A 23,754-nucleotide genomic window follows, 5' to 3' on the forward strand; every position below is an offset into this window, starting at 1 on the left:
GATTACGACCTGGCCCCGGCCGTCTCACTGGACCACATCGTGGACCAGATGCGCCAGGCCTTTGCCTGGGTGGTGCGCAATATCGCCATTTATGGGGGGGATGCCCGCAATATCTGCGTGTGCGGCAGCTCTGCCGGCGGTCACCTGGTGGGCATGTTGCTGGCCAAGGGCTGGCAAGAAGACTATGACTTGGCGGCGGGCTGCATGCCCGCGTCCGCCTTCCCTTTGAGCGGCCTGTTTGATCTGCAGCCGCTGCTGTCCACCCATATCAACCAGTGGATGCAGCTGGACGATGACTCTGCGCTGCGCAACAGCCCGCGCTTTCACCTGCCGGATGCCAGCACCCACAGCGCTTGCCAGCTGCGCGTGGCTTGTGGGGAGTTTGAAAGCCGCGAGTTCCACCGCCAAAGCCGCGAATACCTGGCCGCCTGGCAGGCGCGCTGCCTGCAGGGCCAGTGGGTGGAGGCCCCCGCCACCAACCACTTTGACCTGCCGCTGCAACTGGCCGACACGCAATCGGCCGTGTACCAGACGGCGCTGTCGCTGATGGGCTTGCCCCTGCGCGGCTGAAAACGGCGCGCGGGGCTGTGGCGCAACGCCGCGGATTAGCGCTGGGGCTTAGAAGTGGTAGCCCAGCTGCAGCCCGACGGCTTTGACGGTGTTGCTGCCAAAGTGGGCCTGCGTCGTCGTCGTCGTGGACACCTCGGCGCCGCCTAGTTTTTGGTAGCTGATCCAGGGATTGATCTTGACCACCTGGTTGTCATACACCAGACCCAGGGTGTAGCCCTGACGACCGCTGCTGGGGCGCAAGGGCGACAGCGGTGTCTCCTTGCTTTTCTTGTCATAAGCCAGGGCAATGAAGGCCGTCCATTGCGGTGCCAGCTTCTGGGCCAGGCCCACGGTGTAGCTGAAGGTGTTGTCCAGATTCGTCAGGCTTTGACCACCGGTTGCTGCGGCAAAGTATTGGGGCCGCAGCTGAAACTCTGCCCAGTTGCCCCAGCGGATCTGGCCAAAGAGCAGGGTGCTGGCGGTGATGCCGGTTTGCATGTCCAGATTGAAGGTCTGCGGCGAAGTCGATGCAGTCTCCGTCACAACGCCTGCCAGCTTGTTTTCTGCCGTGCCCAGCTGGTGCTTGATGGCCGAGTAATAAGTGCCCACCACGCGCAGTGCAATCTCTGGGCGCTCATAAGCCACGCCCAGCAGATAGCCTGGCTCTGTGCTGCGCGCAAACTTGGCGTGGTAGCCGTTCAGGCCGCCATACGCCACGCCGCTGAGGGTGACTTCCCCGTGCGACTGCTGCAGGCGCAGGCCGCCGTGCGCGCTCCACTGCGTATTGAAACGGTAGCGCGCTACGCCCTGCAGCTCACGGGTAGACAGGCTGACGTGTGTGCCTGCAAACAGAGGCGAGCCCGTGCGGGCATAGTCAATCTCCAGCCCAAAAGGGCGTGTCAGCATCACCGCCAGCGACAGCTGGGGTGTCAGGTCCTGCTTGTAGCTCAGGCCAAATTGCGCATAGTTGGGGGCCACATTGCCAGAGGCATTGCCCAGCACATCGCGCCCTTGGATGGAGGGGCGGGCGGCGTAGCCATCCACCGCCAGGTAGCTGCCTTTTTCAAACAGCGCGCTCAGGCTTTGGGAGGTGCGATCCAGTCCGCTGGCCGATGCGGGCAGTGCAGCGCCGGTGAGCAGAAAAAAAGTGAAGCAGCCAATGGCTTGCGCCAACGGATTAGTGCGGTACATGAAGGGGTTTCCTCTCGTCGCTTGCGGACGTCTCTATTTTTTGCCTAGTTGGCATTTTGTAATCAAATGCAACTATAAGTGAGCACACCCTTGGCATGCTGTCGCCTAGCTGGCAGCGTGGGGGGCTCAACGTGGCCTGGGTGCAACACTGCAGCACACGGCGCAGGGGGCGCACAGCGGCCCAGCAAGCTTGCACAAAGCTGAAGGCCTGTGAGCATGCATGCAACACGCACCGGGCAGAAGCTCCACAAAGCAGAGCAGGCTGTGTAGGCTGTACGGCGTTGCGCCTTGCGTGCCGCCCTGTGCGCACAGCCCCATTCCACACCCAGAGACAAGCACCATGACCTTCGCCCGCCGCCTGTTCCCCTTGGCTCCTTCTGCCTTGGCCGCCGTTTTGCTGTGTATGGGCAGCGCTGCCGCTGGTGCGGCCCAGCCCATCAAAGTGGGCGTGGCGCTCGATATTTCTGGCCCCTTTGCCGGCCCCGGTGCAGAAATCAAAGACGGCCTGAACCTGGCCGCCAAGCTGCTGGATAACAAATTGGGTGGTGTGCCCGCTGAATTCATTCAGGCCGACACCGCAGGCAACCCCGAAACCGCGCGCCAGGTGGTCGATCGCTTTGTGAAGCGCGACAAGGTGGACTTTTTCACCGGCCCCGTCGGCTCCAACGTGGTCTTGGCCGTGGGCCCCACCTTGTTTGGCGCGAAAGTGCCGTTTCTCTCGGCCAATCCCGGCCCCAGCCAGCTGGCGGGCAAGCAGTGCAACCCGTACTTCTTTGGCACCAGCTACCAAAACGACGCCATGCACGAAGCCGCAGGCAAGCACGCGGCGGATAAGGGTTACAAAAAGGTGGTCGTGCTGGCCCCGAATTACCCCGCAGGCAAAGACGCGGTCAACGGCTTCAAGCGCGCCTATGTCCAGCCCGTGGCCGATGAGGTCTACACCAAGGTCGGTCAGCTGGACTTTGCGGCAGAACTCGCCCAGCTGCGCGCCGCCAAGCCTGATGCGGTCTACATCTTTCAGCCCGGCGGCATGGGCATCAACTTCATCAAGCAGTTCATGGGCGCGGGCCTGAACAAAGACATGGTCTTGATCTCCTCGCCGTTCACCGCCGACCAAGACGTGATCGCTGCCGTGGGCGCGCCCATGGTGGGCATCTACAACGCATCCAGCTACGCGCACGACTTGGACAACGCCGCCAACAAGCAATTTGTGGCCGAGTTCCAAAAAGCCTATGGCCGCCTGCCCACTCTGTACGCCGCGTTCGCTTATGACGTGGTGATGAACCTGGATGCCGCCGTCAAAGCCACCGGTGGCAAGGTGGATGACAAGGCCGCCGTGGCCAAGGCCATCAAAACCGCCAAGTTTGACTCGGTGCGCGGCAACGTGAGCTACGGCAAAAACCAGTTCCTCACCCAAGACTATTACCTGCGTCAGGTGGTCAAAGCCAAGGACGGCAGCATCACCAACGCCTTGCAGCCCGGCAAGATCTACAGCGCCCATCAAGACAGTTTTGTGGCCGAATGCGGCATGCAGTAAGCGCTGGCAGCTATCAAAACAATGGAAACCATTGCATGGAATGACTTCACGCGCGTCGAGCTGCGCGTGGGCCGTATCGTGGCGGCCGAAGTGTTTGCCCAGGCGCGCAAACCCGCGTACCTGCTGCAGGTGGACTTTGGCCCTGAGCTGGGCATCAAAAAATCCAGCGCACAAATCACCACGCACTACACGCCGGAGAACCTGATCGGCAAGCAGGTCGTGGCAGTGGTCAACTTTCCCAATAAACAGATTGGCCCGGTGATGTCGGAATGCCTGGTCACCGGCTTTCACGATGAAGCCGGTGGCGTGGTGCTTTGCGTGCCCGACCAGGCCGTCCCGCTGGGCACCAAGCTGCTCTAAACCTCTCGCGTTTGTTTATGGATTCCGTTTTTCTTCTGGAGCAGCTGCTCAACGGCCTGGGCTACGGCCTGATGCTGTTTTTGCTGGCTGCGGGCCTGACCTTGGTGTTCGGCATCATGGACACGCTCAACCTCGCCCACGGCGCGCTGTTTATGGCGGGGGGCTATGTCTCCGCCTCGGTGCACACGGCCAGCGGCTCTTTCTTATTAGCCATTGCCGTCGGCATTCTGGTGACCGTGGCTTTGGCTGCGGTACTGGAGGCCGTGCTCATTCGCCGCCTCTATGTGCGTGACCACCTCGCCCAAGTCCTCGCCACCTTTGGTGTGATCTTGATCGCCGACGATGCCGTCAAAGCCATCTGGGGCCCATCGCCCATCATGGCGCCCACACCGGCTGCGCTGTCTGGCCCGGTGGAGTTGTTTGGTTTTTTGCCTTACCCCAGCTACCGCTTGCTGATCTTGGCAGCGGGCTTGGGCGCTGCGCTGGCTTTGTACCTGCTGGTCAACCACACCAAACTCGGCATGTGGGTGCGCGCAGGGGCATCCAACCGCCAGATGGCGGAGTGGATGGGCATTCGCGTCAACCGCGTGTTTGCCATTGTGTTTGGCATGGGCGCAGCGCTGGCAGCGTTGGCAGGTGCTTTGATGGCCCCCATCAGTGCCGTGCAAGTAGGCATGGGGGAGAGCATTTTGATCCCTGCGCTGGTGGTCATCGTCATCGGCGGCATTGGCTCCGTGCGCGGCGCGCTGATTGCGGCATTGCTGGTCGGCTTGGTGGATACCGCAGGCCGCGCCTTGCTGCCGCCGTTGCTGCGCGAAGTCTTGAATCCTTCATTGGCAGCGGACATTGGCCCCGCCGTGGCCAGCATCGCTATGTATGTGTTGATGGCAGGCGTGCTGGTGTTTAAACCTTCGGGCCTGTTCCCGGCGCGTGGCTAAAAGGGTGGTTTTTTCTGTGTCTGATAACGAAACTGTAAATTCATACAGCGCTCCACAAAACCCACCCGCCATGACTTCCAGCGCCCATGCGCGCTGGGTCAGCCACAGCGTGTTGGCGGTGTTGGTATTGCTGCTGGGCGCTTTCCCGTGGGTCGCGCCCGCGCTGGGGCTGGACTATTACGTGGACTTTGTCCGCCGCATCCTCATCGTCAGCATGGCCGCGCTCAGTTTGAACTTTCTCATTGGCCGCGCAGGCCTCGTCGCCTTGGGCCACGCCGGTTTTGTGGGCGTGGGCGCGTATGCCGTGGTGGCCATGGTGGAGGGCGGCTTTAGCAACGCATGGCTGATCTGGCTGGTGGCCTTTGTCGCAGGGCTGGTGATTTCCGCCCTGATAGGGCTGGTCGCCGTGCGGACCCAGGGCGTGTACTTCATCATGATTACGCTGGCCTTTGCGCAAATGCTGTACTACCTGGCCGTGTCGCTGCGCTTTTGGGGCGGGGACGATGGCTACACCATGTATGCACCCTTGGTGCTATGGGAAAGTGTAGATGCAGCAGGAAATTGGCTTTTTACCCTTGTCCTGCTTGCGCTAGCAGCTATCTTTTTATTAATTTCACGCATCGAGCGCTCGTATTTTGGCCGCGCCTTAGAAGGCATTCGCGACAACGAAACGCGCATGCAAGCCATGGGCTACCCCACGCTGCGCCTCAAACTTTTGGCCTTTGCGCTGGCTGGTGGCATTGCTGCCCTGTCCGGCGCGCTGCTGGCCACGCAAAACCTGTTTGTCAGCCCCAGCCTGATGCAATGGAACCAGTCGGCCCTGCTGATTGTGATGGTCGTTATCGGCGGCATCGGCCTGCGCTGGGGCGCGCCACTGGGCGTGGTGGTGTGGCTGGTGCTGGAAGAAGTGCTCAAGCAAACCACCGACTACTGGCACGCCCCCATGGGCCTGCTGCTGGTAGCGGTGGTGTTTCTGGCACCCAAGGGCTTGGCCGCTTTCTTCGCCAAAAAGGGGAATGCCGCTAAAAACAATAGCTGCCAGCGCAAGGAGGGCACGGCATGAGCCTGCTTTCCATTCACAACCTGGTCAAACGCTTTGGCGCGCTAACTGCCACCGACCATGTCTCGCTGCAAGTCGAGCAGGGCGAAATCCATGCCCTGATCGGCCCCAACGGCGCGGGCAAATCCACGCTGGTGCATTTGATATCTGGCTTGCTGGCGGCGGACGAAGGCTCATTGAAGCTCGACGGCCAAGAACTCATCCACCTCGCCCCCCACCAGCGCGTGGCGGCGGGCTTGTCGCGCTGCTTTCAAATAACGAGCATCTTCCCCAAGCTGACCGTGGCCGAGAACCTGCTTTTGGCCGTGCAAGCCCACCACAGCAACAGCTTTCGCTGGTTCAAGGTGCGTGACAAAGATGCGCAGCTGAAAGCCCAAGCGTGGCAGCTGGCCCAGCGCGTGCAATTGCAAGACAGCTGGAACACCACCGCCGGCACCATGCCCCACGGCGCACAGCGCAAGCTGGATGTGGCCTTGGCCTTGGCCGCAGACCCTAAATTGCTGCTGCTGGACGAACCCTTGGCAGGCATGGGCCCCGAAGAGTCGGCTGAGATGACCGCGCTGATTGCCGAACTGCGCACGCGCCACCCCCACATGGCTATCTTGCTGATTGAGCACGATATGGACGCCGTCTTCCAACTGGCCGACCGCATCACAGTGTTGGTCTACGGCAAAGTACTGGCGCAAGGCTCGGCAGAGCAGATTCAAAACGACGCCCGCGTGCAGGCCGTATATCTGGGGCAGGAAGAAACAGAAGTACAAGAAGCTGAGGGCGCAGCATGAGCCAATCCACCCACACCCCCTTGCTGGAAGTGCGCAATATCGAAGCAGGTTATGGCGCCAGCCAAGTGCTGTTTGGCGTGAGTTTGACGATTGCGCCGCACCAAGTGGTCAGCCTTATGGGCCGCAATGGCATGGGCAAATCCACCACCATCAAATGCATTACCGGCGCTTTGCCCGTGCGCAAGGGGCAGATTTTCTTTGAGGGCCAAGAGATTACCAACCGGCCTGCGGACGAAATTGCCCGCCGTGGCATTGCGCTGGTGCCCGAAGGGCGCATGTGTTTCCCGAATTTGACGGTGCGAGAGCATTTAATCGCTTTTGCAAGAAAGCCCGAGGAAAAACAAGCAAGCGGTTGGGATTTGCCGCGAATCTATGAACTGTTTCCGCGTCTCAAAGAGCGTGAACACCATATGGGCAACCAACTCTCTGGCGGTGAGCAGCAGATGCTGGCGATTGGACGGGCTTTGTCTACCAATCCGAAATTACTGATTTTGGATGAGGCGACGGAGGGGTTGGCGCCGGTGGTGAGGGAGGAGATTTGGAAGTGTTTGGCTCTACTTAAGGAAGAAGGGCAAGCAATTCTGGTTATTGATAAATACTTTAAAAAAGTATTAGATATTTCAAATATATTATTTGAGATTAAAAAAGGTTTTATTTGAAAAATATTTAGGAGAATTTAATTGTCATACGATGCTAAAGTCTTTAGTATATTAATAGCTTCTCCTTCAGATGTAATTGAGGAAAGAGAAATAGCTGTCAGAACAATTCAAGAATGGAATGACTTAAACTCTAGTAATCGTCAAATAGTTCTTTTGCCAATGCGTTGGGAAACACACACCTCTCCAGAATATGGGACTAGACCTCAAGAAGTTATTAATAGGCAAATAGTTGATCAAGCGGATTTGTTGATTGGCATTTTTTGGACTAGATTAGGTAGTCCTACTGGCATTCAAGATAGTGGAACTTTAGAAGAAATTGATAGGGTTGCATCTTCTAGTAAGCCAGTAATGCTTTATTTTTCTAAAAAAAATAAAGACCCTGATGAGATTGATACAGAGCAGCTTATCAAGCTTAGAGATTTTAAGAAAAAAACTTATCCTAATTCGCTGATTGAAACTTTTAATAATCAAATTGAATTCAGAGATAAGCTTTCACGTCAAATTGAAATGCAGTTGAGGAAAATGCTTTCAAATGGTGGGAACTCATCGGGGAAGATTTCAACTGAGATTTTATTGGAATTTCTTGATTTTAAAACTGGAGCTCAAGGAGGAGTTGTTAATAATCTAGAAACGGCGTATATCGAAGTATATGATGCTAGTGAAATTCCAGATTACTCCTCAAAGAAAAATAAGACTATTGAGGATGATGATCTCATTCTTGAGGAGGATAATAAAGACTACTATAGAGAGCTCATTGCATTCAATGTTAAAAATAAACTTTTTACTCCAGTCGATTTTTGGCTTGCAAACCAAGGATCGCTAGGGGCAAAAGATATATATGTTGTTCTTAAAATAAGCTCAGAAAATAATGACCTAGATATTGTCTCTAACAACGACTTCGAGAAGGAGACGCCAAGCAAATCACATCATAGATATTTGAATAGATATTTCTTGAATAAAAATCAAGACGATATAGTAGATGTTAAAAGAGTTTCTCCAGGTGAGTGGGTTGTGAGTTTTGAGCTTAATGCGCTTCAACCAAAACGTGAAATAGCGCTGGGTGATCCGTTATTTATTGCATCAAAAAAGCCTTGTCAAATAAATCTAGAAGCAAAGATCTATGCAGATTCGCTTCCCGAGCCAATAGTTCATAATTTGAAGATTAATTTAAATGTCAAGCATGAAAGAATATCATATAAAAAACTAATAAAAAATGACTAATTATTTAGCTACGAAAACCGCCATCATCATCGCCGCCGGTTCCGGCATGGGCGCAGCCACTGCCCGCAAACTCGCCGCTGACGGCTACCACGTCGGCATTCTTTCTTCCTCCGGCAAAGGCGAAGCGCTGGCCCAGGAGCTGGGCGGTGTCGGCGTCACTGGCTCTAACCACAACCAGGCCGATATCCAGAAGCTGGTCGATCTGGTCATGGAGCGCTGGGGCCGCGTCGATGTGCTGGTGAACTCCGCTGGCAAAGGCCCGCGTGCGCCGGTGCTGGCGTTGAGCGACGACGACTGGCATGCGGGGCTGGATGCGTACTTTCTGAACGTGGTGCGCGCCGCGCGCTGTGTGACGCCGATTATGGTGAAGCAGGGCGGTGGGGCGATTGTGAATATCTCCACCGCTTGGGCGCTGGAGCCGGTGGATTTGTTCCCCACCTCGGCTGTCTCGCGCGCAGGGTTGATGAGTTTTACCAAGCTGTTCGTGGATGAATACGCCAAGCATGGCGTGCGCATGAATAATGTGCTGCCCGGCTGGATCAACAGCCTGCCCGAAAAAGACGAACGCCGCGCGGCCGTGCCCATGCAGCGCTATGGCACGGTGGAAGAGATTGCGGCGACGATTGCGTTCTTGGCCAGCGAGGGCGGCGCCTACATCAACGGCCAGAACATTCGCGTGGATGGCGGCTTGATGCGCTCGGTGTAATCACCGGCGGCGCAACGCAGTGCCTTTATGTGCCAGTTGCCACTCCGAACCGTGTGCCGCTCACCGTTGATTGGGCAGCGGTGCAACAAAAAGCCCCTGATCTGAAAAGTTCAGGGGCTTTGGTTTTTTGGGGGCGAGCTTGCCGCTCAGCTCAACACAGCGCTGTTCTGCGCTTTGCGCAGCAGGACAGCCAGCCGCCCTCAGTCGCGCTTGGTGGAGATTACTTTGCCGTCGGCGGCGTTGATTTTGACTTCCATGACGGTGTGGTCGGCTTGCAGCACATCGACTTCATAGGTGGTGGTGCCAAAGTGGCTGTCCAGCTTGGCCTGCACAGGCTTGCCAGGGGTGTGGGTCGTGGCGGCGGCAATGGCTTGCTCGATGCTGATTTTGGCGTCTTGCACGCGCTGCTTGTCTTTGCGGTCGGCAGCGCCGTCGTTTTTGTGCAGGCTGGCCTGGCCGGTGGTGGCATGCACCCAGACTTCGGCTTCATCGCCGGTGGGGGTCAGCAGCTCGGCCTCGTAGCGGGGGCCGCTGGCGTCGCCTTTGTCGATGTCAATCTTCAGCACGGTGCTGCCGGGCACGACCTGGGTGCTGGCTTGCACGGCCTGCGTCAGGCTGACGGAGACCTGGCCTGTCAGCGCCTGCCATTGCGCAGGGGTTTTGGCATAGGCAACGACTGTGAGCGTGGCAGCGGCCAAAGCGGTCAAGGTGGTGGAGAGCAGACGGGGCATAGGGCACATCACTTTCTACAAAGTTACAGCGGTGGGAGCGGCCAGGGCGTTGCGCAGCGCGGTGCCAGCAAGACCCCTGCGCCGGGTGCCATGTGCCACCCGACAACCGCTCAAGCATAGAGGCTTGGCGGTGCCGATGGCGGTGCATGGCACCGTAACGTGGTGTAAGCCGCAGCGGGCGGCACAGTTGCCGGGCAGCCGCCTGGGGCAGGGCGCGGGTCGAGGAAATTACTACCCATTCAGGAGCTGCTAGCGCAGGTACGTATTGGGTGAGAGGCCTGTTTGGCTGTGAAAGTTCCACTGCTTGGGGCACAGGTGGTACGTACAGCCATCGCCAGCCCGCATGGGCGCGGCGTGCGGCTTACGCGGCTGATTTGCTGTGGTGCCAGTACAGATAAGCCAGGCCCAGCGGGGCTATAAAAATGGCAAACACAAAGCACAGCAGCATGGTGAAGAGTTTGACGATCAGCACCAGCACGGCATTGATGAGCCAGACGCTGTCGCCCAGCACAAAGTTGACGGTGCTTTCATACACAAAACGGGCGTACGGGTACAGCAGCGTGCTCAGCCCAATAAACAGCAGCGGGCCCACAGCCAGTGGCCGGGGTGATTGCAGCGCGATGACGAGGTAGAAGGCGGCAATGATCAGCGCGAAGAACAGCTGGCGAAAATAGTACTGCCGGGACAGGCCGCCCAGAGTTTTGGCAATCACGGGATGCACGGGGTCTTCTCCTTGGTCGAAAGCCTTTGAGCATAAAAGAGGAGGCCGGTGCGGTGGCCCGCCCCAGCAGGCTGGGCAGGTAACACTGCGTAAGCTGTGCACGGTGGCAGCCGCTTCTGGGCTTGGGCGCTGGCCACGCCACAGGGCATGGGGGGAACCCGTCGCACTGGGTGCCGGTGGGCACGCTGCTTTTTGCCTGCAACTGCCAAGTTAGTGCATCTAGCCACTAGCCTGCGAGACCGGTGCTTCCCTAGGAACACGGCATGCACACATATATAGAGAGAGGGTGCGTGCGTTCCAGGGAAAGTGCCCAAGCTACGGCTGCGGGGGCGCGGCCTCGCCACGCTGGGCCACGATGCTGGCCAGCAGGTGCAGCTGCTCGCGCTGCAGGGCGATGAGTTCGCTCCACTGGTTGTGCTGCAGCTGGTCGATTTTCTCGTGTAGCAACATGATTTCGACCTCGGCCTTGAGGTTGACCTCGTAATCGTGCTCGCTGCGCACGCGGTCTTTGTCGGACTGCCGGTTTTGCGACATCAAAATCACCGGTGCCTGGATGGCCGCCAGCATGGACAGCACCAGGTTCAGCAAGATAAAGGGGTAGGGGTCAAAGGTGTGGCCGCGCCAGGCCATGAGCAGGGCGTTGACACCAATCCAGGCCAGCATCGTCACGCAAAACAGCAGCACAAAAGTCCAGGAGCCGCCAAATTGCGCCACCGCATCGGCGGCGCGCTGGCCCAGCGTGCCCTGGCCGCCATCCAGCTCTTGGCCCAGATTGCGTGAAATATGGCGGCGGTGGGTGATGTGTTCGGCCACCTTGCGCGCTCGCGCATCCATGTCATCCAGCGTGGTGGCTTTCGCTACGGGGTGGGGGGCGTGAGGGCGCTGCGGCATGGTGGGCACTCCGAAAGAGCCAGCGGGGCTGTGCGGGCGGGTGGCAGGCAAGCACGCCACCCGGTCTGCTGCCCATGCTAGTGCGTGGCTACCGTGCGATCAATCCTCATCCATCAAATGCGCGGCCTGGTTGTGGATGACCGATTCCGCCCGGAAGTAGCCCAGCACCGTGGTCACACTCTGGTGGCCGGTCAGCGCCATGGTTTCGGCCAGCGGCACATTGCGCTTGCCGGCTTCAGTCACAAAACCGGAGCGCAGTGAGTGCGCCGAAAAATCACCTTCCACCCCGGCCAGTGCGCAGCGCTCTTTGACGATGGTGCGAATGGCTGGGGCTTGCAACGGCTCGCCCAGGTGGCCGCCTTTGCGAATGCGCCGGAAAATCGCGCCTTCTGTAATGCCGCTGGCGGCCAGCCAGGCGCTCAGTGCCTTGCCTGCCGCACCCAGCACGGGTTTGGTGTTTTCCGGCAGGTCGGCGCCGCTTTGGTTGGTTTTGGAAAAAGCCAGCTCATACAGGTACTGGTCCGGCCCAATGGGTTTGAGGTACTGCATATCGGCCGCGCTGACTTCCGAGCGGCGGCGCCCACCACTGCTCCAGGCAAACAGCAGCAGGGCGCGGTCGCGCACGCCGCGCAGGCTGTCGTCACACGTGGCCAGCAGTTGCTGCAGCACATCTTTGGTGATGGCCGATTTTTTCTGCGCCCGCTCGCCCCGCTTGGCGTAGGCCTTGCGCGTGCGCGAGAGCAGCTCACGCACTTTTTCATCGTGACAGGGGTTGGGCAGGCCCCGGTTCTGGTGCGCCTTGCTCATCACGGCCACACGGTGCACCAGCGTGTTGTGCGAGGGCGCGCCCAGCTTGGCTTTGCAGCCCGATTGCACCAGCGCCGCGTCAATCGACGGCGGTAGCTCACAGCGCAGGCCATACGGCGTGCTGCGCTGGGCGTGGTCCGCAATGAACAGCAGAACGGTTTCCACCGACAAGGGCAAGGCAATGGCTTGCCCCTGGCGGAACTGGTGCCAGCCCGCCCAATAACGCATGGCGCTTTGGTAACTGCGCACGGTGTTTTCGGCTTCCCCCTCGCGCAGCAGCTCACGCAGCGCATTCAGCGTGCTGTCGCTGAGCTGGGCAAGTGTTTTTGGCGCTGAAACGACGGAAAGTTGGTTTTCACTCGACATAGCGTATATTTTTTCTTTGTTACGTATTAAATACTACATGTTATGTATGTTGTTATATAATAATATTTAACAACTCGCGATAACAATCTCTTATCGATGGTAATCTACTTCCCATGCAATCCATAGCACCAAAAACTCCCCGCGGCATTCAAGAGAGCGATGTCTGGGCCGCTGCAGACGCCTTGTTGGCTGAAGGCCAGAAGCCCACTATTGAAAAAGTCCGTTTGCAGATGGGGCGGGGCTCACCCAACACCGTGGCACCCATGCTGGATGCCTGGTTCAGCACGCTGGGGGGGCGTTTGGGGCTGAATCAGCAAACCCAGGATTTGCGCAACTCTGTGCCCACCGAGGTGCTGGAAGCCGCCCAGGCGCTATGGGGCCATGCGCTGCAACACGCCCAAGAAGCGGCCCTGCAAACCCTGGAAATCCGTGAACAGGCTGCGGCAGCCGCAGAACAGTCGCTGCAAAGCCAGCAGGCCAAGCTGCAGCAAAGAGAAGAGGGCTTGCAGCAGCAAAAAAATGCCATGGATGCGGCATTGAAGCTGGCCCAGGCGCAGCGCGAGGATTTGTCGCGCCGCCTCGATGAAATGCACTTGCAGCTGACCGAGCGTGACCAATCGCTGGAGAAACTGCGCACTGAAAACACGGAGCAGCGCAAAGCCCAAGAAGCCTTGCGTGAGCAGCATTCACGCGAGCTGGAATCGGCCGCGCAAGAGCGCCAACGCCTGGCCGAGCAATTTGCCGGCAATGAACGGCGCATGCTGGCGGACCTGGACCGCAGCCGCCAGGACGCCGAAAAAGCCAAGAAATTACAGCAAGAGTCAGAGCGCACGGGCGCTACACGCTATGAAGAATTGCAAACCCGCCACCAGCACAGCGAAGAAGAGCTGCTGGGTGCACGTGCCGCGCAAATCCACCTGCAGCAGGCGCTGGACATGGCCCAGGAGCGCGTTGCAGAACTTAAAACCCTGCTCAAGGCCCAAGCCCAGGCGGGTACACCAGCAGGAGAGGGCGCTGCCGCCACAGACGCCAATGCGGACAAATCGCGCGCAGGTCGATCGCTGCAGCGCCGGGCCTTGTCGCAACGCGCGCTGCGCATGCCGCGCAAGTAATACACCCATCGACTGCGGGGCAGTAACGCCCCACACCTCCGGTCGATGCACCAGAGAGTGCGCAAACATGACCAAAGCGCTTGTGGGGTGCCCGGCATCTCTTCATCATGGCGATGAGGAGATGCCATGGGAATACAAGACAGAGACTACTGGCGCGAGCGCTACAACCAGTCCACGATGGGCAACACACACCAGCAGCCGCCCGGCAAGGTCTATGGTGATTCAGGGGACCCACGCGCCCAGCAGCGCAATCCCTCGCATTGGCGAGAAGATGAGCTGTACGCCCGGCGTGCAGGAGCTTCCTCAGGCCCCGGTGAGCGGGTGCTGGTCATCACCACCATCATCGCCGTGCTGTGCGTGACTGCTGCACTGGGCATCAAGGCGCGCAACGACCACCGTGCCCAACGGGCCCACGCTGTGGCCCAGCAACAAGTACATGCAGCGCAGCAGCAAGCTGCAGAGAAAGCCATGGCCCTGCAGGCGCAGCGGCAAAACCAGCTGGCCCAGCAAACCGCGCGTGAACAGGCACAGCGTCTGCAGCGCGCGCAACTGGACGCGGATCGACAGATTGCCGCGGTGCTGCAGGCCCAGCGTGCAGCCACTTGGGACAAGTTCTACCAGCCTTCGGCGCGTTGCCAGCGTGACGCCACGGTGGAATGCGCCAATGCCTATATCCGTGCGAAGCGGCAGTTTGATGCCCAGTACCCGCAATCTGCGGCAACCGCACCAGTTGGGGAGCGTTGAACGATGTCCAACAGCATGCCCGTGTCCAGCAACGGAGAATGGGCGTGGGTGGCCGATGTGGCCAAAACAGCGCTCGGTGTTTTTATAGGGTGCATGGCCGCAGTTTTCACCTACGAAGGCATTCTGAGCTGGCGCGCAGAACAAGCAGCCCAAGCCATCGCCCGCAGCGTGCAAACTCAGCAGCACCAGCAACAGCTTGCACAACAACAGCGCCTGCAGCAGCAGAAAACCCAGGACGACCAGCAACGCAGACGCGCGCTGGAAGCCGATTGGCAACGCCAGCAGCAGGTGCTGGCACAGCAGCGCAAGCAGCAAGCCTGGGCGAATTTCTACCAGCCCAGCGAAATCTGCCGGGCAGATCCATCACGCGGAGATTGCGCCGACCGACACATTCGCGTCCGAAAAGCTTTTGAGGCGCAGTACCGTGACTAGGGCTCTAAGCGCTCCATCTACCAAAACCAGAGGGTGTGCCGTGCTCCTAAACATCGCATTCGAACTGATAAGAAGCGTAGAAGGAGCACAGCTGCCTATGCCTGTGTTTTAGTTATTTAACATAATATACATTGTATTTAATATGGAAAGATTTCAATCTCAGCCCACAACACCACACACCGCAGCAGATGGCGGCAGCTTTATGCACAATACACCGCATGAGAATCCTCCACACGATGCTGCGCGTTGGCAATCTTCAGCGCTCGATTGATTTCTACACCCAGGTGCTGGGCATGCAACTGATCCGCACCTCCGAAAACCCCGAGTACAAATACTCGCTGGCGTTTCTGGGCTATGAAGGTGGCAATCCTGGCCAGGCCGAGATTGAGCTGACCTACAACTGGGGCACAGAAAGCTACGACATGGGCACGGCCTATGGCCATATTGCCTTGGGCGTGCCCGATGCTTATGCGGCATGCGACAAAATTCGCGCTGCCGGTGGCCAGATCACACGCGAAGCCGGTCCCGTCAAAGGCGGCACGACGGTGATTGCATTTGTGACCGACCCCGATGGCTACAAGATTGAGCTGATTGAGCGCAAGGACGACCACGGCGTGGGTACCGGCTTGCGTTGATGCTTTTCGCAGGCGGCTCGCTTCGCTAGCCTGCACCTGTAAAAAAGCCTGGGTCTTCTTCAAGCCCAGGCTTTTTTACATCTGCGCTGCAGTGTCGGCGCGCAGCCGCCTTTAATTAAGGCTGCAGCTTCACTTCCACACGGCGTGCCTCGGAGTGGCTGCCGACGCTGGCCACCATGGCAGGCTTTTGCAGCTCAATGGCCTGTGCCGGTGCGCCCAGTGCGATCAGGCGTTTGCGCACCACTTCCGCACGTTTTTTGGACAACTCGATGTTCTGCTGCGCATTGCCAGTGGTGTCGTGGAAACCAGCAATCTGCGCCCGCTGTCCGTTGTGCATGGCGCTGACGATGTCTTGCAGCGCGCTCTCGGCGCTGGGTGGAATGTCGGTCTTGCTGGGGGCAAAAAAGAATTTCACCATGCCCTGCTCTACGCGAAATGTGGGCACGCCATTGAGCACGATGGCCGATGGCGCCAAGGTGGGCAGCTCTTGCGCTTCGGGGGTGTAGTTCAGAGCCACCAGCTGTACCGGGGGTACGTTGCGGCTGTCCAGCGGCTCGGCATCAACAGAGTACGACACCGTCAACGCGATCAACGCAGCAGAACCCGCCAAAACGAGCATGGAGGACTGGGCGTCGCGCATGGTGGACATGTTGGGTTTCTCTCTCTGGTGTAGTTGTTGTCTGTGCAAGGCCTGCCGAGGCTTGGCCCCCAGCGCTGTGGGGCCGTTGGTGCAGGTCCCGCAAGGCGCTTGAAAACGCCATGCCGTGGAATCTGTAACAAAATAGATATTTTTGCAAGCGTTTTTAGCACCAAGCAAGCAAAAAACTTGCATAAAACGCGCTTTTTCTTGCTTTGCAGCGGGTGCACAATCCTTGTATGAGCACCATTTCTGCCGATATTGCCGATTTGCGCAAAAGTTATGAGCGCGCGCAGCTCAACGAAGACGCCTCGCACAGCGACCCGCTGGCGCAGTTTGACCAGTGGCTGCAAGAAGCTGTGAATGCGCACGTCAACGAGCCCAATGCCATGACGGTGGCCACCGTGGGCAGCAATCTGCGCCCAAGCACCCGCGTGGTGCTGATCAAGGGTTACGACGCGCGCGGCATCGTTTGGTACACCAATTACGACAGCCGCAAGGGCCAAGAGCTGGCGGGCAACCCGTTTGCGGCGCTGCAATTTCACTGGGTGGAGCTGGAGCGCGTGGTGCGCATTGAAGGCCGGGTGGAACGCGTGAGCGACAGCGAAAGCGACGCCTACTTTCACAGCCGCCCGCTGGATTCGCGCATTGGCGCCTGGGCCAGCCCGCAAAGCCAGGTGATCAGCGGGCGCAGCGTGCTGGTGGCCAATGCGGCCAAGTATGGCGCGCAGTTTCTGCTGAACCCGCCCCGCCCTGCGCACTGGGGCGGCTTTCGCCTGGTGCCTGACCGTTGGGAATTCTGGCAAGGCCGCAAAAGCCGTTTGCACGATCGCCTGCGTTATGCGCTGGACGACGGCGCATGGCTGCGCGAGCGGCTGGCGCCTTAAGCGCGCTTGCTTGGCATGCGCTGCCACGCCGAAGCAGCGTTTGATTGTTTGATTGATGACCGACCGCACGGCCTAGCTGGTAGCCCGCACCGGCTTGGGCGCTTCAGCTGCGTCCAGGCCTGAGGCAGGAAGCTTTAAAAACCAGAGCAGCTTGCGCTGGTTGAATCTATGGATCCGCACTCAAACACGCTGAAGTGCAGCCAATACGAGCGCAAGCAGCTCACTTTTTATGAGCAGTCTGCCTCAGAGGCTGTAGCCATGCATCCAACAAGATGGCAGTAGCTCCCCCTGCCCCGTCTTGCTGCCGCCCTGGCTTGCACCTGCGTGGGCGCTACCAGTGCAACTTGTCCAGCCCCAGCAACACCAGCGGCAAGGTGAACAGGCACACCCCGGTGGAGATGGCAATGCTGGCCGTCACCTCTTCCTGCGCAACCCCGTAGCGCTGCGCAAACATATAGACATTCGCCCCCACGGGCAGCGAAGCCGCCAGGGCCATGGCCGCCAGCGGCACGCCGCGCAAGCCAAACAGCCAGGCCACGGCGATGAACACGATGGGGTGCACCACGGTTTTGACCACGGCAATGCGCACAGCGGGCCGAATCAGGCTGCCCAGCTTGCTGTAGGCCAGCGTCACACCCACCAGCACCAGGGCGATGGGCCCCAGCGCCTGGCCCAGCAACTGCATGGGGGTGTCGATCACGGTGGGAATGCTCAGCCCCGTCTGTGCAAACAGCAGCCCGGCAATGATGGGCAGCGGCACCGGGTGAATCACACTGTTTTTGATGGCCTGCACCAGCGTGCGGCCCAGCGCCTGCGGCTGGCCCTGGGCGCTGGACTGGCGGGCCTGCGCCAGCTCAAACACCAGCGTGCCGCAGCCCAGCAGCACCAGCGCATGCACGGAGATCAGTGTCAGCAGCGTCACCAGCCCCTCTTGCCCGTAGGCCAGGCCGACCAGCGGAATGCCAATCATGATGTTGTTGCTGAAGGTGTGGCCCAGCGCGCGTGCGGCGGCCAGCGTGGTAAAGCCGTAGCACAGCATGGTGCCTGCAAACACCACACCCGCCGCGACGAAATACAGCACGATGGGGCTGAAATCCAGCGTACTCAGCTGCACACCGGCCATGGTGCGAAACAGCAGTGCCGGCGTGAGCACGTAAAACACCAGATTGGACAGATCCTTGACCGCGACGGCGCGAATCCAGTTCAGCCGGGCTGCCACCAGCCCCGTCACAATCAAGATAACCACTGGCAGCAAGGCCGATAGCGCTGGCGACTCCACGTGTTGGCACCTGTCAAAAAAATCCGAAGCCAGAACCGCCCCCTGCGGGCCTGTGCTTCGGATGGGCATCATAGGCCCTGCAATGTCATCTGCAAGGCTTGGCCGCTACAAACTTCAGAAGTCCATGCGCAGGCCCACGGTGATGTTGCGCCCCTTCAGCGGCGCAGCCCGCGAGATGGCCGAGGTGTGGGCGTAGCCCAGCCGGTCGGTCAGGTTCTGGGCTTTGACCGTCAGGCTGACGGGGCTGCCCGCAAAGCGGTAGCTGGCCGCCACATGGAGCATGCCGTAACCCCCGGTGGGCGCTTCATGCGCTGCCGTGCGGTTTTGGCGCAGCACCTGCACCCATTCCACCTGCCCTTCCCAGCCCTGCCAGATCGCGTCCAGGCGCAGCCCCATGCGGGCGGCCGGTATGCGTGGCAGATCACCGCCGCTGGCCAGCCTGGCGCGCACCACGTCACCAAACAGCGTCACGCCCACTGCACGGTGGATGCGCTGGCGCACCTGTGCCTCCAGCCCCGTAAAGCGGGCATTGGCCTGGGTGGTGTGCTGCAGCTGAAAGCCATCGTGTGCATCCACCGTGCGGCCATAGATATAGCCTTGCATGCGATGGTGGTAGAGGTTGCCGCTCCACGTCGTGGCACCGGTGGTTTTGCGCAGGCCCAGGTCCCAGGCGTTGCTGGTTTCAGGGCGCAGCTGGCTGTCCCCCACCTCCCAGCTGTTGGTGGCCATGTGCGGGCCATTGGCAAACAGCTCTTCGGCGGAAGGCAGCCGTGCAGCATGGCTGAACGAAGCACTGGCCTGCCAGCCTGGCTGAAAGCGCCAGACCGTGCCCAGCGATGCAGAGCTGGCATGGTGGTTGCGCTGCAGTGCGCTGGTGTGTGCCTGAATGCGCTGGCGGTCATGGCGCAGCGCAGCCTGCCAACGCCAGTTACCGTGCTGCAGCTCCTCCAGCCAAAACAAGCCCCAGTGGCGGGTGGTGGTGGGCTGCACATAGGCTTCTTCGCCCTCAGCGCTGAAACGGCGCTGGCCGCCTTGCACACCCACCAAGCCGCGCCAGCCTGCCACGGGGCTGTGCTGCACTTCCACCCGCGCATCGTGGGCGCGGTTGCGAAATTGCGTGGCCACTTCGGCCCCCTTCAGCTCATCGTGGCCGTAGCGGGTGTGGCTGCCTTTGAAGCGTACCGCCTCCATGCCGGCCGCCGGATTGCGCCATTCGCCGCGCACATCCCAGCGGTGGCTGGTCATATCGACCACCGGCGGAGCCTCTTCATCGTCGTGATGGTGGTGGTGGCCATGGCCGCCGTGGCTGCCGCAGTGCAAATGGTCGCCGTGAGGGTGGCAGTCACTGTGGGCGTGGCCGGGCAGCCCATATTCCGCCCGCTGGCGCGTGTAGGCCGCGCCCAGGTAGCCCTCACTGCCCACCCATGACAGGCCCACGGTGCCGGTATGCCCTTCGCTGAAGCTGCCGGGCACTTTGCGCCCGCCCTCTTCGGCTTGCCAGCCCCGGCCCACGCGGTAGTCGCCGGCATGGCGGCCTGCGGCTTCCACGCGCAGCACCAGCGGGCCACGGCCTGCGGTCAGGCCCATCGCCCCGCTTTTTTCATGGGCGGCACTGCCCCAACGGATTTCGGCGCTGCCTTGCACCGGCTTGTCCGGGCGCTGGGTGGGCACTTTCTCGTCGACCAGATTCACCACCCCACCCACGGCGCCGCCGTGCACCAGGGCGCTGGGGCCGCGCAGCACTTCCACTTGCTGCACCAGCAGTGGCTCGGTGACCACCGCATGGTCGGGGCTGATGGTGGAGGCATCGTGCAAGGCCACGCCGTTGCTCAGCACGGCAATGCGTGGGCCGTCCATGCCGCGAATGATCGGGCGGCTGGCGCCTGCCCCAAAGTGGCTGGCGTGGATGCCGAGCTCGCCGTCCAAGCTCTCGCCCAGAGTGGCGCCGCGCCGCAGCTGCCAGACTTCGCCGTCCAGCACGCTGACGGGGGCAGCCATGTCTTGCGCTGTCAGGCCCAGCCCGGTGGCGGTCACGGTCACGCTGGGCAAGGTGGCCGCGTCGGTGCTGGCAGGGGCGGCAGCATCAGTGCTTGGCGCTGGCGTGCCACCCTGCGCAGGCGCAGAAGCGGGTGCTGCAGCAGGCGCAGCGTTGGCTTTTTCTTGGGCCTGCAGCGGTGCGCTGTGCAGCAGACAGCAGACGGCAGCCAGGGCCACGGGCTGCAAACGGGGCCAGTGGCTGGCGGTTGAAGGCAAAGACTTCATGTTCTCTCTCTCAAAGGGCACAGACGCGCAGGCGCTGGCGGCCCACGCAGCGATTGCGCAGGCAGCACACAGCGGCTGCAGCACGGAAAAACCGTGGCAGCGCATGCCCATCATTGGAATAAAAACAGCCTCTAGCGCTTATGTAGCAAGCGCTGATAGCTCATGTTTTGATAATTGCGAGATCAATGGCCGGTTCAGGCCATGAAGCTTTGCGGCGGTGCGCGCGCAAGAAAAATGCGGGTGGGTGCGGGCAGCAAGTGCGCGGCACATTTCCACGGCGCAGGGGGTGCAGGTTGCAGATGCTGCAAAGCCTGCAGGGCTGGCGTTGCGCTGGCGCCATGCCCCAATTGATCGAGCACCAGACACGCCAGGGCATCGTGCCCGTCAAACCACGCGCCCACGCCCGCATGGGGTGCGGTGGCCGGCGCAGCATGGGCATTCGCCTGTGTCTGCAGTTGCGGTGCGTGCAGCACCTCGTGCATGCGCCCCAGGGCTGGTGCCAGCACCAAAGCCATGGCCAGCCACCACCCCAGCCAGGGCGTGCGCACAGCGTACATGCGGGAAAACAATCTCATACCTCGGTCGTCAGCAGCTCATTGCTTGGGGGAAAGCTGCGTGCTCAGTGCGCGTGGCGCATGCCGCAGTTTTTGCCCAGGGCCAGACCTTTGCAGCTGGTTTGCAGCTGTTTTTGGCAGTCTTCATAAGGCTTGCCGGCAACCAGGCACTGCGCCGCTTGTTCGTGTGCACGGGCCATGCCGCGGTGGCGTTCCACGTCTTCCTGGGTGTGGGCATCCAGCTTGGGGGCCGCAGCGGTGACGGGGGTCGCAGCCACCGGCGCGGCGGGGTGTGCATGGCCGTGGCCCTGTTGGGCCCACACGGGGGTGGCCAGCACCATGGCGGCGGCAGCTGTACAGATCAGCGATTTCATCAAACTCTCCTAGCTTGGTTGGGGAAAAACGAAATTACGGGGTGGCGGGCGTCAGTGCGTGGCCGGTGCAGTGGCCGCACTCGCCCTGCACAGACACATCCAGCTGGGGGTTGGCCACGCCCGTGGCCTGCTCCACCGCCCGGCGCAAGGCCTGCAACGCAGCTTGCACGCTATCGGTGCCTGCATCCAGCGGCATGGGCTGGTGACAGGCGGCGCATTCCATGTGGGCAGACAGCGGCGTTGCCTCTGTTGGGGCCACCCAGTAACGGGTGGTGCGCTGCGCATCGACCGTGCGTTGCAGCAGCCCGGCATCGGCGAGCCGATCCAATGCGCGGTAGACGGTCACGCGGTTCACGGCCAGGCCCTGCCGCTGCAAGGCAGCCTCTACCAGCGCCTGCGTCCAGCCCCCGGCCGGTTGTGCGGGCAGCAGCGACAGCATCGCCTGCACAGCACGCGTGGCACGCAGGCCATCAGGCAAACGCAAGGGAACAACGGGAGTGGATGCAGACATAGGCTGCAATCTTAACGCAACACAGTTGCGTTATTGCATAAGCCGTGCAGATGGCCAGCAAAAGTGCGACGTGCGCCCTATCGCCAGATCACTGGCGGATGGCCTGGTTTATTGCGGCTTGGCGTAGGCCGCAAACGTCTGAAGAAACTTGTGAACCTTGGGGCCCACCACATAGGCGCAGTAGCCCTGGTGCGGGTTGCGGGCAAAGTAGTCCTGGTGGTAGGCCTCGGCAGGCCAGTAGTTGTCCAGTGGTTGCACCTCCGTCACCACGGGCACACCAAACACATTCTGCGCAGTCAGGGCCTGCACAAAATCCTCGACCAGCGCTTGCTGCGCCGGGCTGGTGGTGTAGATGGCGCTGCGGTATTGTGTGCCGACGTCGTTGCCTTGGCGGTTGGGTGTGGTGGGGTCGTGCGTGCCAAAGAAAATCTCCAGCAAGGCTGGCAGCGCAATCTGGTCGGGGTCAAAAGCTACCTTCAGCACTTCGGCGTGCCCGGTGGTGCCTTCGCACACCTGCTCATAACTGGGCTGCGGCACGTGGCCGTTGGCATAGCCACTTTCCACGTCCACCACGCCTTGTACGCGGTCAAACACCGCCTCGGTGCACCAAAAGCACCCGCCGCCGAAATAAATGGTTTCTTGCATGCCGTGTTTGTACACTTTTTGGATGGATGAGGCCGCAGCCGATAACGCTATCGACAGGGCTCAGCCTAACAACATGTCTACGTAACATATATATGTCCACGGACCTTGTGGCAGCCGTGGAGTCAAGCCACGGGCCCCAATTTTAGAAAGCGTGGCGAATACCAACTTGCAGACCTTGCTGCGTGCCATTGTCCTTCACATTTACTCGAGTTCCCAGCGTCATGGCGTAAGCGCTGAAACGGCTGTTCTTGATATGACTGTAAGTGCCGTACAAAGCAGTGCGCTTGGACAGATTCTGCACATAGCCCAGGGACCACTGGTTGACTTTCAGGCTCGGCCCGTTGTCCTTTAAGTCGTAATGATTGTGCGACACCTTCACTTCGCCAGCCGCACCTATGGGAGCCGACAAACCTACGTACAGGCCACGTTCTTTTTTGGCCAGCCCAGCCACGGGCTTCTGGGTCTCCTTGGTGTAAGACGAAGACAGCTTCACGGCACCGAAGTCATAGGAGCCACCCAAGCCCCAGCGGTTCATGTCTGTGTCCCATGCATTGGCACGATTCCGGCGATCCAGGCCCAGTCCCAGACTCAAGGGGCCGTGGTCATACGTCAGTGAAGCGCCCACATAGCGACTAGCGCGGTGCTCACCCGCCACTTCACCGAAGCCGTAGTTCAGGCCAGCCTTGAAGCCGGAGAAGTCAGGGGTGTAGTAGCTCACCATGTTGGAAACCAGTTTCGATGCACTATATTGGGTCGAAGCACCGATACCGAAGTTATCGAAGTTGTCGTAACGGCTCACTGCGTCATTCGCTGCGGTCGCTGAACGCCCCAGACGCAGTTCACCAAAGTTGCCCAACAGGCTCACGGTGGAACGACGGTTGAATGTCCGTTCAAATGCCGAAGTAGTACCGTTGTCAGTCAAAAGTCCCGCTTCCAGCCAGAACTGGGCCTTCAGGCCGCCACCCAGATCTTCCACACCACGAAAACCAATGCGGCTGGCAGAGTTGCCCCCGGGTTGCAATAAGTACCCGTTGGAATCGCCAGTGATGTAGGTCACTGCGTTATCTACCACCCCAAACAACTGCACGTTGCTGTTCTGGGCCAACACTGGGACTGCGCTGGTGCACAAAATGGCGGCTGCCATCGCTACGATTTTCTTGGAC

27 protein-coding genes are annotated in these 23,754 nt (G+C 60.1%); 14 read left to right on the plus strand and 13 right to left on the minus strand.

Annotated features, from left to right (window positions below; genetic code table 11):
- The coding region (locus AC27VO_RS16100) for an alpha/beta hydrolase (protein ID WP_488667730.1) at positions 1-570 on the plus strand (570 nt) is incomplete at its 5' end.
- Between the two features lie 48 nt (positions 571-618).
- Here AC27VO_RS16100 and AC27VO_RS16105 read toward each other — a convergent pair.
- The gene (locus AC27VO_RS16105; protein ID WP_488667731.1) at positions 619-1,740 is read right to left on the minus strand and encodes an OmpP1/FadL family transporter; all 1,122 of its coding nucleotides are present in this window, start codon (positions 1,738-1,740) and stop codon (positions 619-621) included.
- Between the two features lie 340 nt (positions 1,741-2,080).
- Here AC27VO_RS16105 and AC27VO_RS16110 point away from each other — a divergent pair, with 340 nt between their 5' ends.
- The 8 genes from AC27VO_RS16110 to AC27VO_RS16145 all read left to right on the plus strand — a co-directional run bounded on the left by AC27VO_RS16110 (position 2,081) and on the right by AC27VO_RS16145 (position 9,003).
- Positions 2,081-3,277, plus strand: a complete 1,197-nt coding sequence (locus tag AC27VO_RS16110) for an ABC transporter substrate-binding protein (RefSeq protein ID WP_488667732.1) — start codon at positions 2,081-2,083, stop codon at positions 3,275-3,277.
- Positions 3,278-3,298: 21 nt separating this feature from the next.
- Positions 3,299-3,637 (plus strand): tRNA-binding protein, encoded by a 339-nt coding sequence (locus AC27VO_RS16115; RefSeq protein ID WP_488667733.1) that lies wholly within the window; start codon positions 3,299-3,301, stop codon positions 3,635-3,637.
- A 17-nt stretch (positions 3,638-3,654) separates the two neighbouring features.
- On the plus strand, positions 3,655-4,575 hold the full coding sequence (locus AC27VO_RS16120) for a branched-chain amino acid ABC transporter permease (protein ID WP_488667734.1): 921 nt from the start codon (positions 3,655-3,657) through the stop codon (positions 4,573-4,575).
- Between the two features lie 70 nt (positions 4,576-4,645).
- Positions 4,646-5,638, plus strand: coding sequence for a branched-chain amino acid ABC transporter permease (locus AC27VO_RS16125; protein WP_488667735.1), 993 nt, complete (start codon positions 4,646-4,648; stop codon positions 5,636-5,638).
- Complete coding sequence (locus AC27VO_RS16130) at positions 5,635-6,417, plus strand: ABC transporter ATP-binding protein (RefSeq protein WP_488667736.1); 783 nt, start codon at positions 5,635-5,637, stop codon at positions 6,415-6,417. Before AC27VO_RS16125 ends, AC27VO_RS16130 begins: the two co-directional genes overlap by 4 nt.
- Before the next feature lie 20 nt (positions 6,418-6,437).
- Complete coding sequence (locus AC27VO_RS16135; protein WP_488667756.1) at positions 6,438-7,076, plus strand: ABC transporter ATP-binding protein; 639 nt, start codon at positions 6,438-6,440, stop codon at positions 7,074-7,076.
- Positions 7,077-7,097: 21 nt separating this feature from the next.
- Positions 7,098-8,297 (plus strand): DUF4062 domain-containing protein, encoded by a 1,200-nt coding sequence (locus AC27VO_RS16140; protein WP_488667737.1) that lies wholly within the window; start codon positions 7,098-7,100, stop codon positions 8,295-8,297.
- Positions 8,290-9,003, plus strand: a complete 714-nt coding sequence (locus tag AC27VO_RS16145) for an SDR family oxidoreductase (RefSeq protein ID WP_488667738.1) — start codon at positions 8,290-8,292, stop codon at positions 9,001-9,003. The genes AC27VO_RS16140 and AC27VO_RS16145 overlap by 8 nt, the downstream gene beginning before the upstream one ends.
- Before the next feature lie 200 nt (positions 9,004-9,203).
- On the opposite strand, the gene AC27VO_RS16150 is transcribed toward AC27VO_RS16145, so the two are convergent.
- From AC27VO_RS16150 to AC27VO_RS16165, 4 genes are all read right to left on the minus strand, one after another.
- Complete coding sequence (locus AC27VO_RS16150) at positions 9,204-9,734, minus strand: PepSY domain-containing protein (RefSeq protein ID WP_488667739.1); 531 nt, start codon at positions 9,732-9,734, stop codon at positions 9,204-9,206.
- A 361-nt stretch (positions 9,735-10,095) separates the two neighbouring features.
- On the minus strand, positions 10,096-10,455 hold the full coding sequence (locus tag AC27VO_RS16155; protein WP_488667740.1) for a hypothetical protein: 360 nt from the start codon (positions 10,453-10,455) through the stop codon (positions 10,096-10,098).
- 315 nt (positions 10,456-10,770) lie between these two features.
- On the minus strand, positions 10,771-11,346 hold the full coding sequence (locus tag AC27VO_RS16160) for a DUF1003 domain-containing protein (protein WP_488667741.1): 576 nt from the start codon (positions 11,344-11,346) through the stop codon (positions 10,771-10,773).
- A 99-nt stretch (positions 11,347-11,445) separates the two neighbouring features.
- The gene (locus tag AC27VO_RS16165; RefSeq protein WP_488667742.1) at positions 11,446-12,519 is read right to left on the minus strand and encodes a site-specific integrase; all 1,074 of its coding nucleotides are present in this window, start codon (positions 12,517-12,519) and stop codon (positions 11,446-11,448) included.
- 113 nt (positions 12,520-12,632) lie between these two features.
- Here AC27VO_RS16165 and AC27VO_RS16170 point away from each other — a divergent pair, with 113 nt between their 5' ends.
- The 4 genes from AC27VO_RS16170 (at position 12,633) to gloA (ending at position 15,442) form a co-directional block, all read left to right on the plus strand.
- The gene (locus AC27VO_RS16170) at positions 12,633-13,631 is read left to right on the plus strand and encodes a DNA-binding protein (protein WP_488667743.1); all 999 of its coding nucleotides are present in this window, start codon (positions 12,633-12,635) and stop codon (positions 13,629-13,631) included.
- 126 nt (positions 13,632-13,757) lie between these two features.
- Positions 13,758-14,375 carry a hypothetical protein gene (locus AC27VO_RS16175; RefSeq protein ID WP_488667744.1) on the plus strand — a complete coding sequence of 206 codons (618 nt, stop codon included), beginning with the start codon at positions 13,758-13,760 and terminating at the stop codon, positions 14,373-14,375.
- 3 nt (positions 14,376-14,378) lie between these two features.
- The gene (locus AC27VO_RS16180) at positions 14,379-14,807 is read left to right on the plus strand and encodes a hypothetical protein (protein ID WP_488667745.1); all 429 of its coding nucleotides are present in this window, start codon (positions 14,379-14,381) and stop codon (positions 14,805-14,807) included.
- Positions 14,808-15,025: 218 nt separating this feature from the next.
- Positions 15,026-15,442, plus strand: coding sequence for a lactoylglutathione lyase (gloA, locus tag AC27VO_RS16185; protein WP_488667746.1), 417 nt, complete (start codon positions 15,026-15,028; stop codon positions 15,440-15,442).
- A gap of 115 nt (positions 15,443-15,557) precedes the next feature.
- Here the strand turns inward: gloA and AC27VO_RS16190 are convergent, their stop codons facing one another.
- Positions 15,558-16,091, minus strand: coding sequence for an OmpA family protein (locus AC27VO_RS16190; protein WP_488667747.1), 534 nt, complete (start codon positions 16,089-16,091; stop codon positions 15,558-15,560).
- A 227-nt stretch (positions 16,092-16,318) separates the two neighbouring features.
- On the opposite strand from AC27VO_RS16190, the gene pdxH reads away from it, so the two are divergent.
- Positions 16,319-16,966 carry a pyridoxamine 5'-phosphate oxidase gene (pdxH, locus tag AC27VO_RS16195; protein ID WP_488667748.1) on the plus strand — a complete coding sequence of 216 codons (648 nt, stop codon included), beginning with the start codon at positions 16,319-16,321 and terminating at the stop codon, positions 16,964-16,966.
- A 331-nt stretch (positions 16,967-17,297) separates the two neighbouring features.
- Here pdxH and AC27VO_RS16200 read toward each other — a convergent pair whose 3' ends face one another.
- From AC27VO_RS16200 to AC27VO_RS16230, 7 genes are all read right to left on the minus strand, one after another.
- Positions 17,298-18,245 (minus strand): AEC family transporter, encoded by a 948-nt coding sequence (locus AC27VO_RS16200; RefSeq protein ID WP_488667749.1) that lies wholly within the window; start codon positions 18,243-18,245, stop codon positions 17,298-17,300.
- 114 nt (positions 18,246-18,359) lie between these two features.
- Complete coding sequence (locus tag AC27VO_RS16205) at positions 18,360-20,507, minus strand: TonB-dependent receptor (protein WP_488667750.1); 2,148 nt, start codon at positions 20,505-20,507, stop codon at positions 18,360-18,362.
- A gap of 194 nt (positions 20,508-20,701) precedes the next feature.
- Positions 20,702-21,082: a hypothetical protein gene (locus tag AC27VO_RS16210; protein WP_488667751.1), complete on the minus strand. Its 381-nt coding sequence runs from the start codon at positions 21,080-21,082 to the stop codon at positions 20,702-20,704.
- A 44-nt stretch (positions 21,083-21,126) separates the two neighbouring features.
- Positions 21,127-21,435 carry a hypothetical protein gene (locus AC27VO_RS16215; RefSeq protein WP_488667752.1) on the minus strand — a complete coding sequence of 103 codons (309 nt, stop codon included), beginning with the start codon at positions 21,433-21,435 and terminating at the stop codon, positions 21,127-21,129.
- Between the two features lie 34 nt (positions 21,436-21,469).
- Entirely contained in the window at positions 21,470-21,946 is a 477-nt protein-coding gene (locus AC27VO_RS16220; RefSeq protein ID WP_488667753.1) for a transcriptional repressor, read from the minus strand.
- 108 nt (positions 21,947-22,054) lie between these two features.
- Positions 22,055-22,591: a peptide-methionine (S)-S-oxide reductase MsrA gene (gene msrA / locus AC27VO_RS16225; RefSeq protein WP_488667754.1), complete on the minus strand. Its 537-nt coding sequence runs from the start codon at positions 22,589-22,591 to the stop codon at positions 22,055-22,057.
- Positions 22,592-22,733: 142 nt separating this feature from the next.
- Positions 22,734-23,754 (minus strand): porin (locus tag AC27VO_RS16230; protein WP_488667755.1); only part of this gene is annotated, 1,021 nt, incomplete at its 5' end.

Source organism: Comamonas sp. 14P8.1.4, from assembly GCF_057799285.1.

Coding starts and splice junctions, on each gene's coding strand:
- AC27VO_RS16105 (WP_488667731.1), bottom strand. CDS start 1,740: ATGTACCGCACTAATCCGTTGGCGCAAGCCATTGGCTGCTTCACTTTT.
- AC27VO_RS16110 (WP_488667732.1), top strand. CDS start 2,081: ATGACCTTCGCCCGCCGCCTGTTCCCCTTGGCTCCTTCTGCCTTGGCC.
- AC27VO_RS16115 (WP_488667733.1), top strand. CDS start 3,299: ATGGAAACCATTGCATGGAATGACTTCACGCGCGTCGAGCTGCGCGTG.
- AC27VO_RS16120 (WP_488667734.1), top strand. CDS start 3,655: ATGGATTCCGTTTTTCTTCTGGAGCAGCTGCTCAACGGCCTGGGCTAC.
- AC27VO_RS16125 (WP_488667735.1), top strand. CDS start 4,646: ATGACTTCCAGCGCCCATGCGCGCTGGGTCAGCCACAGCGTGTTGGCG.
- AC27VO_RS16130 (WP_488667736.1), top strand. CDS start 5,635: ATGAGCCTGCTTTCCATTCACAACCTGGTCAAACGCTTTGGCGCGCTA.
- AC27VO_RS16145 (WP_488667738.1), top strand. CDS start 8,290: ATGACTAATTATTTAGCTACGAAAACCGCCATCATCATCGCCGCCGGT.
- AC27VO_RS16150 (WP_488667739.1), bottom strand. CDS start 9,734: ATGCCCCGTCTGCTCTCCACCACCTTGACCGCTTTGGCCGCTGCCACG.
- AC27VO_RS16160 (WP_488667741.1), bottom strand. CDS start 11,346: ATGCCGCAGCGCCCTCACGCCCCCCACCCCGTAGCGAAAGCCACCACG.
- AC27VO_RS16165 (WP_488667742.1), bottom strand. CDS start 12,519: ATGTCGAGTGAAAACCAACTTTCCGTCGTTTCAGCGCCAAAAACACTT.
- AC27VO_RS16170 (WP_488667743.1), top strand. CDS start 12,633: ATGCAATCCATAGCACCAAAAACTCCCCGCGGCATTCAAGAGAGCGAT.
- AC27VO_RS16175 (WP_488667744.1), top strand. CDS start 13,758: ATGGGAATACAAGACAGAGACTACTGGCGCGAGCGCTACAACCAGTCC.
- AC27VO_RS16180 (WP_488667745.1), top strand. CDS start 14,379: ATGTCCAACAGCATGCCCGTGTCCAGCAACGGAGAATGGGCGTGGGTG.
- gloA (WP_488667746.1), top strand. CDS start 15,026: ATGAGAATCCTCCACACGATGCTGCGCGTTGGCAATCTTCAGCGCTCG.
- AC27VO_RS16190 (WP_488667747.1), bottom strand. CDS start 16,091: ATGTCCACCATGCGCGACGCCCAGTCCTCCATGCTCGTTTTGGCGGGT.
- pdxH (WP_488667748.1), top strand. CDS start 16,319: ATGAGCACCATTTCTGCCGATATTGCCGATTTGCGCAAAAGTTATGAG.
- AC27VO_RS16205 (WP_488667750.1), bottom strand. CDS start 20,507: ATGAAGTCTTTGCCTTCAACCGCCAGCCACTGGCCCCGTTTGCAGCCC.
- AC27VO_RS16210 (WP_488667751.1), bottom strand. CDS start 21,082: ATGAGATTGTTTTCCCGCATGTACGCTGTGCGCACGCCCTGGCTGGGG.
- AC27VO_RS16215 (WP_488667752.1), bottom strand. CDS start 21,435: ATGAAATCGCTGATCTGTACAGCTGCCGCCGCCATGGTGCTGGCCACC.
- AC27VO_RS16220 (WP_488667753.1), bottom strand. CDS start 21,946: ATGTCTGCATCCACTCCCGTTGTTCCCTTGCGTTTGCCTGATGGCCTG.
- msrA (WP_488667754.1), bottom strand. CDS start 22,591: ATGCAAGAAACCATTTATTTCGGCGGCGGGTGCTTTTGGTGCACCGAG.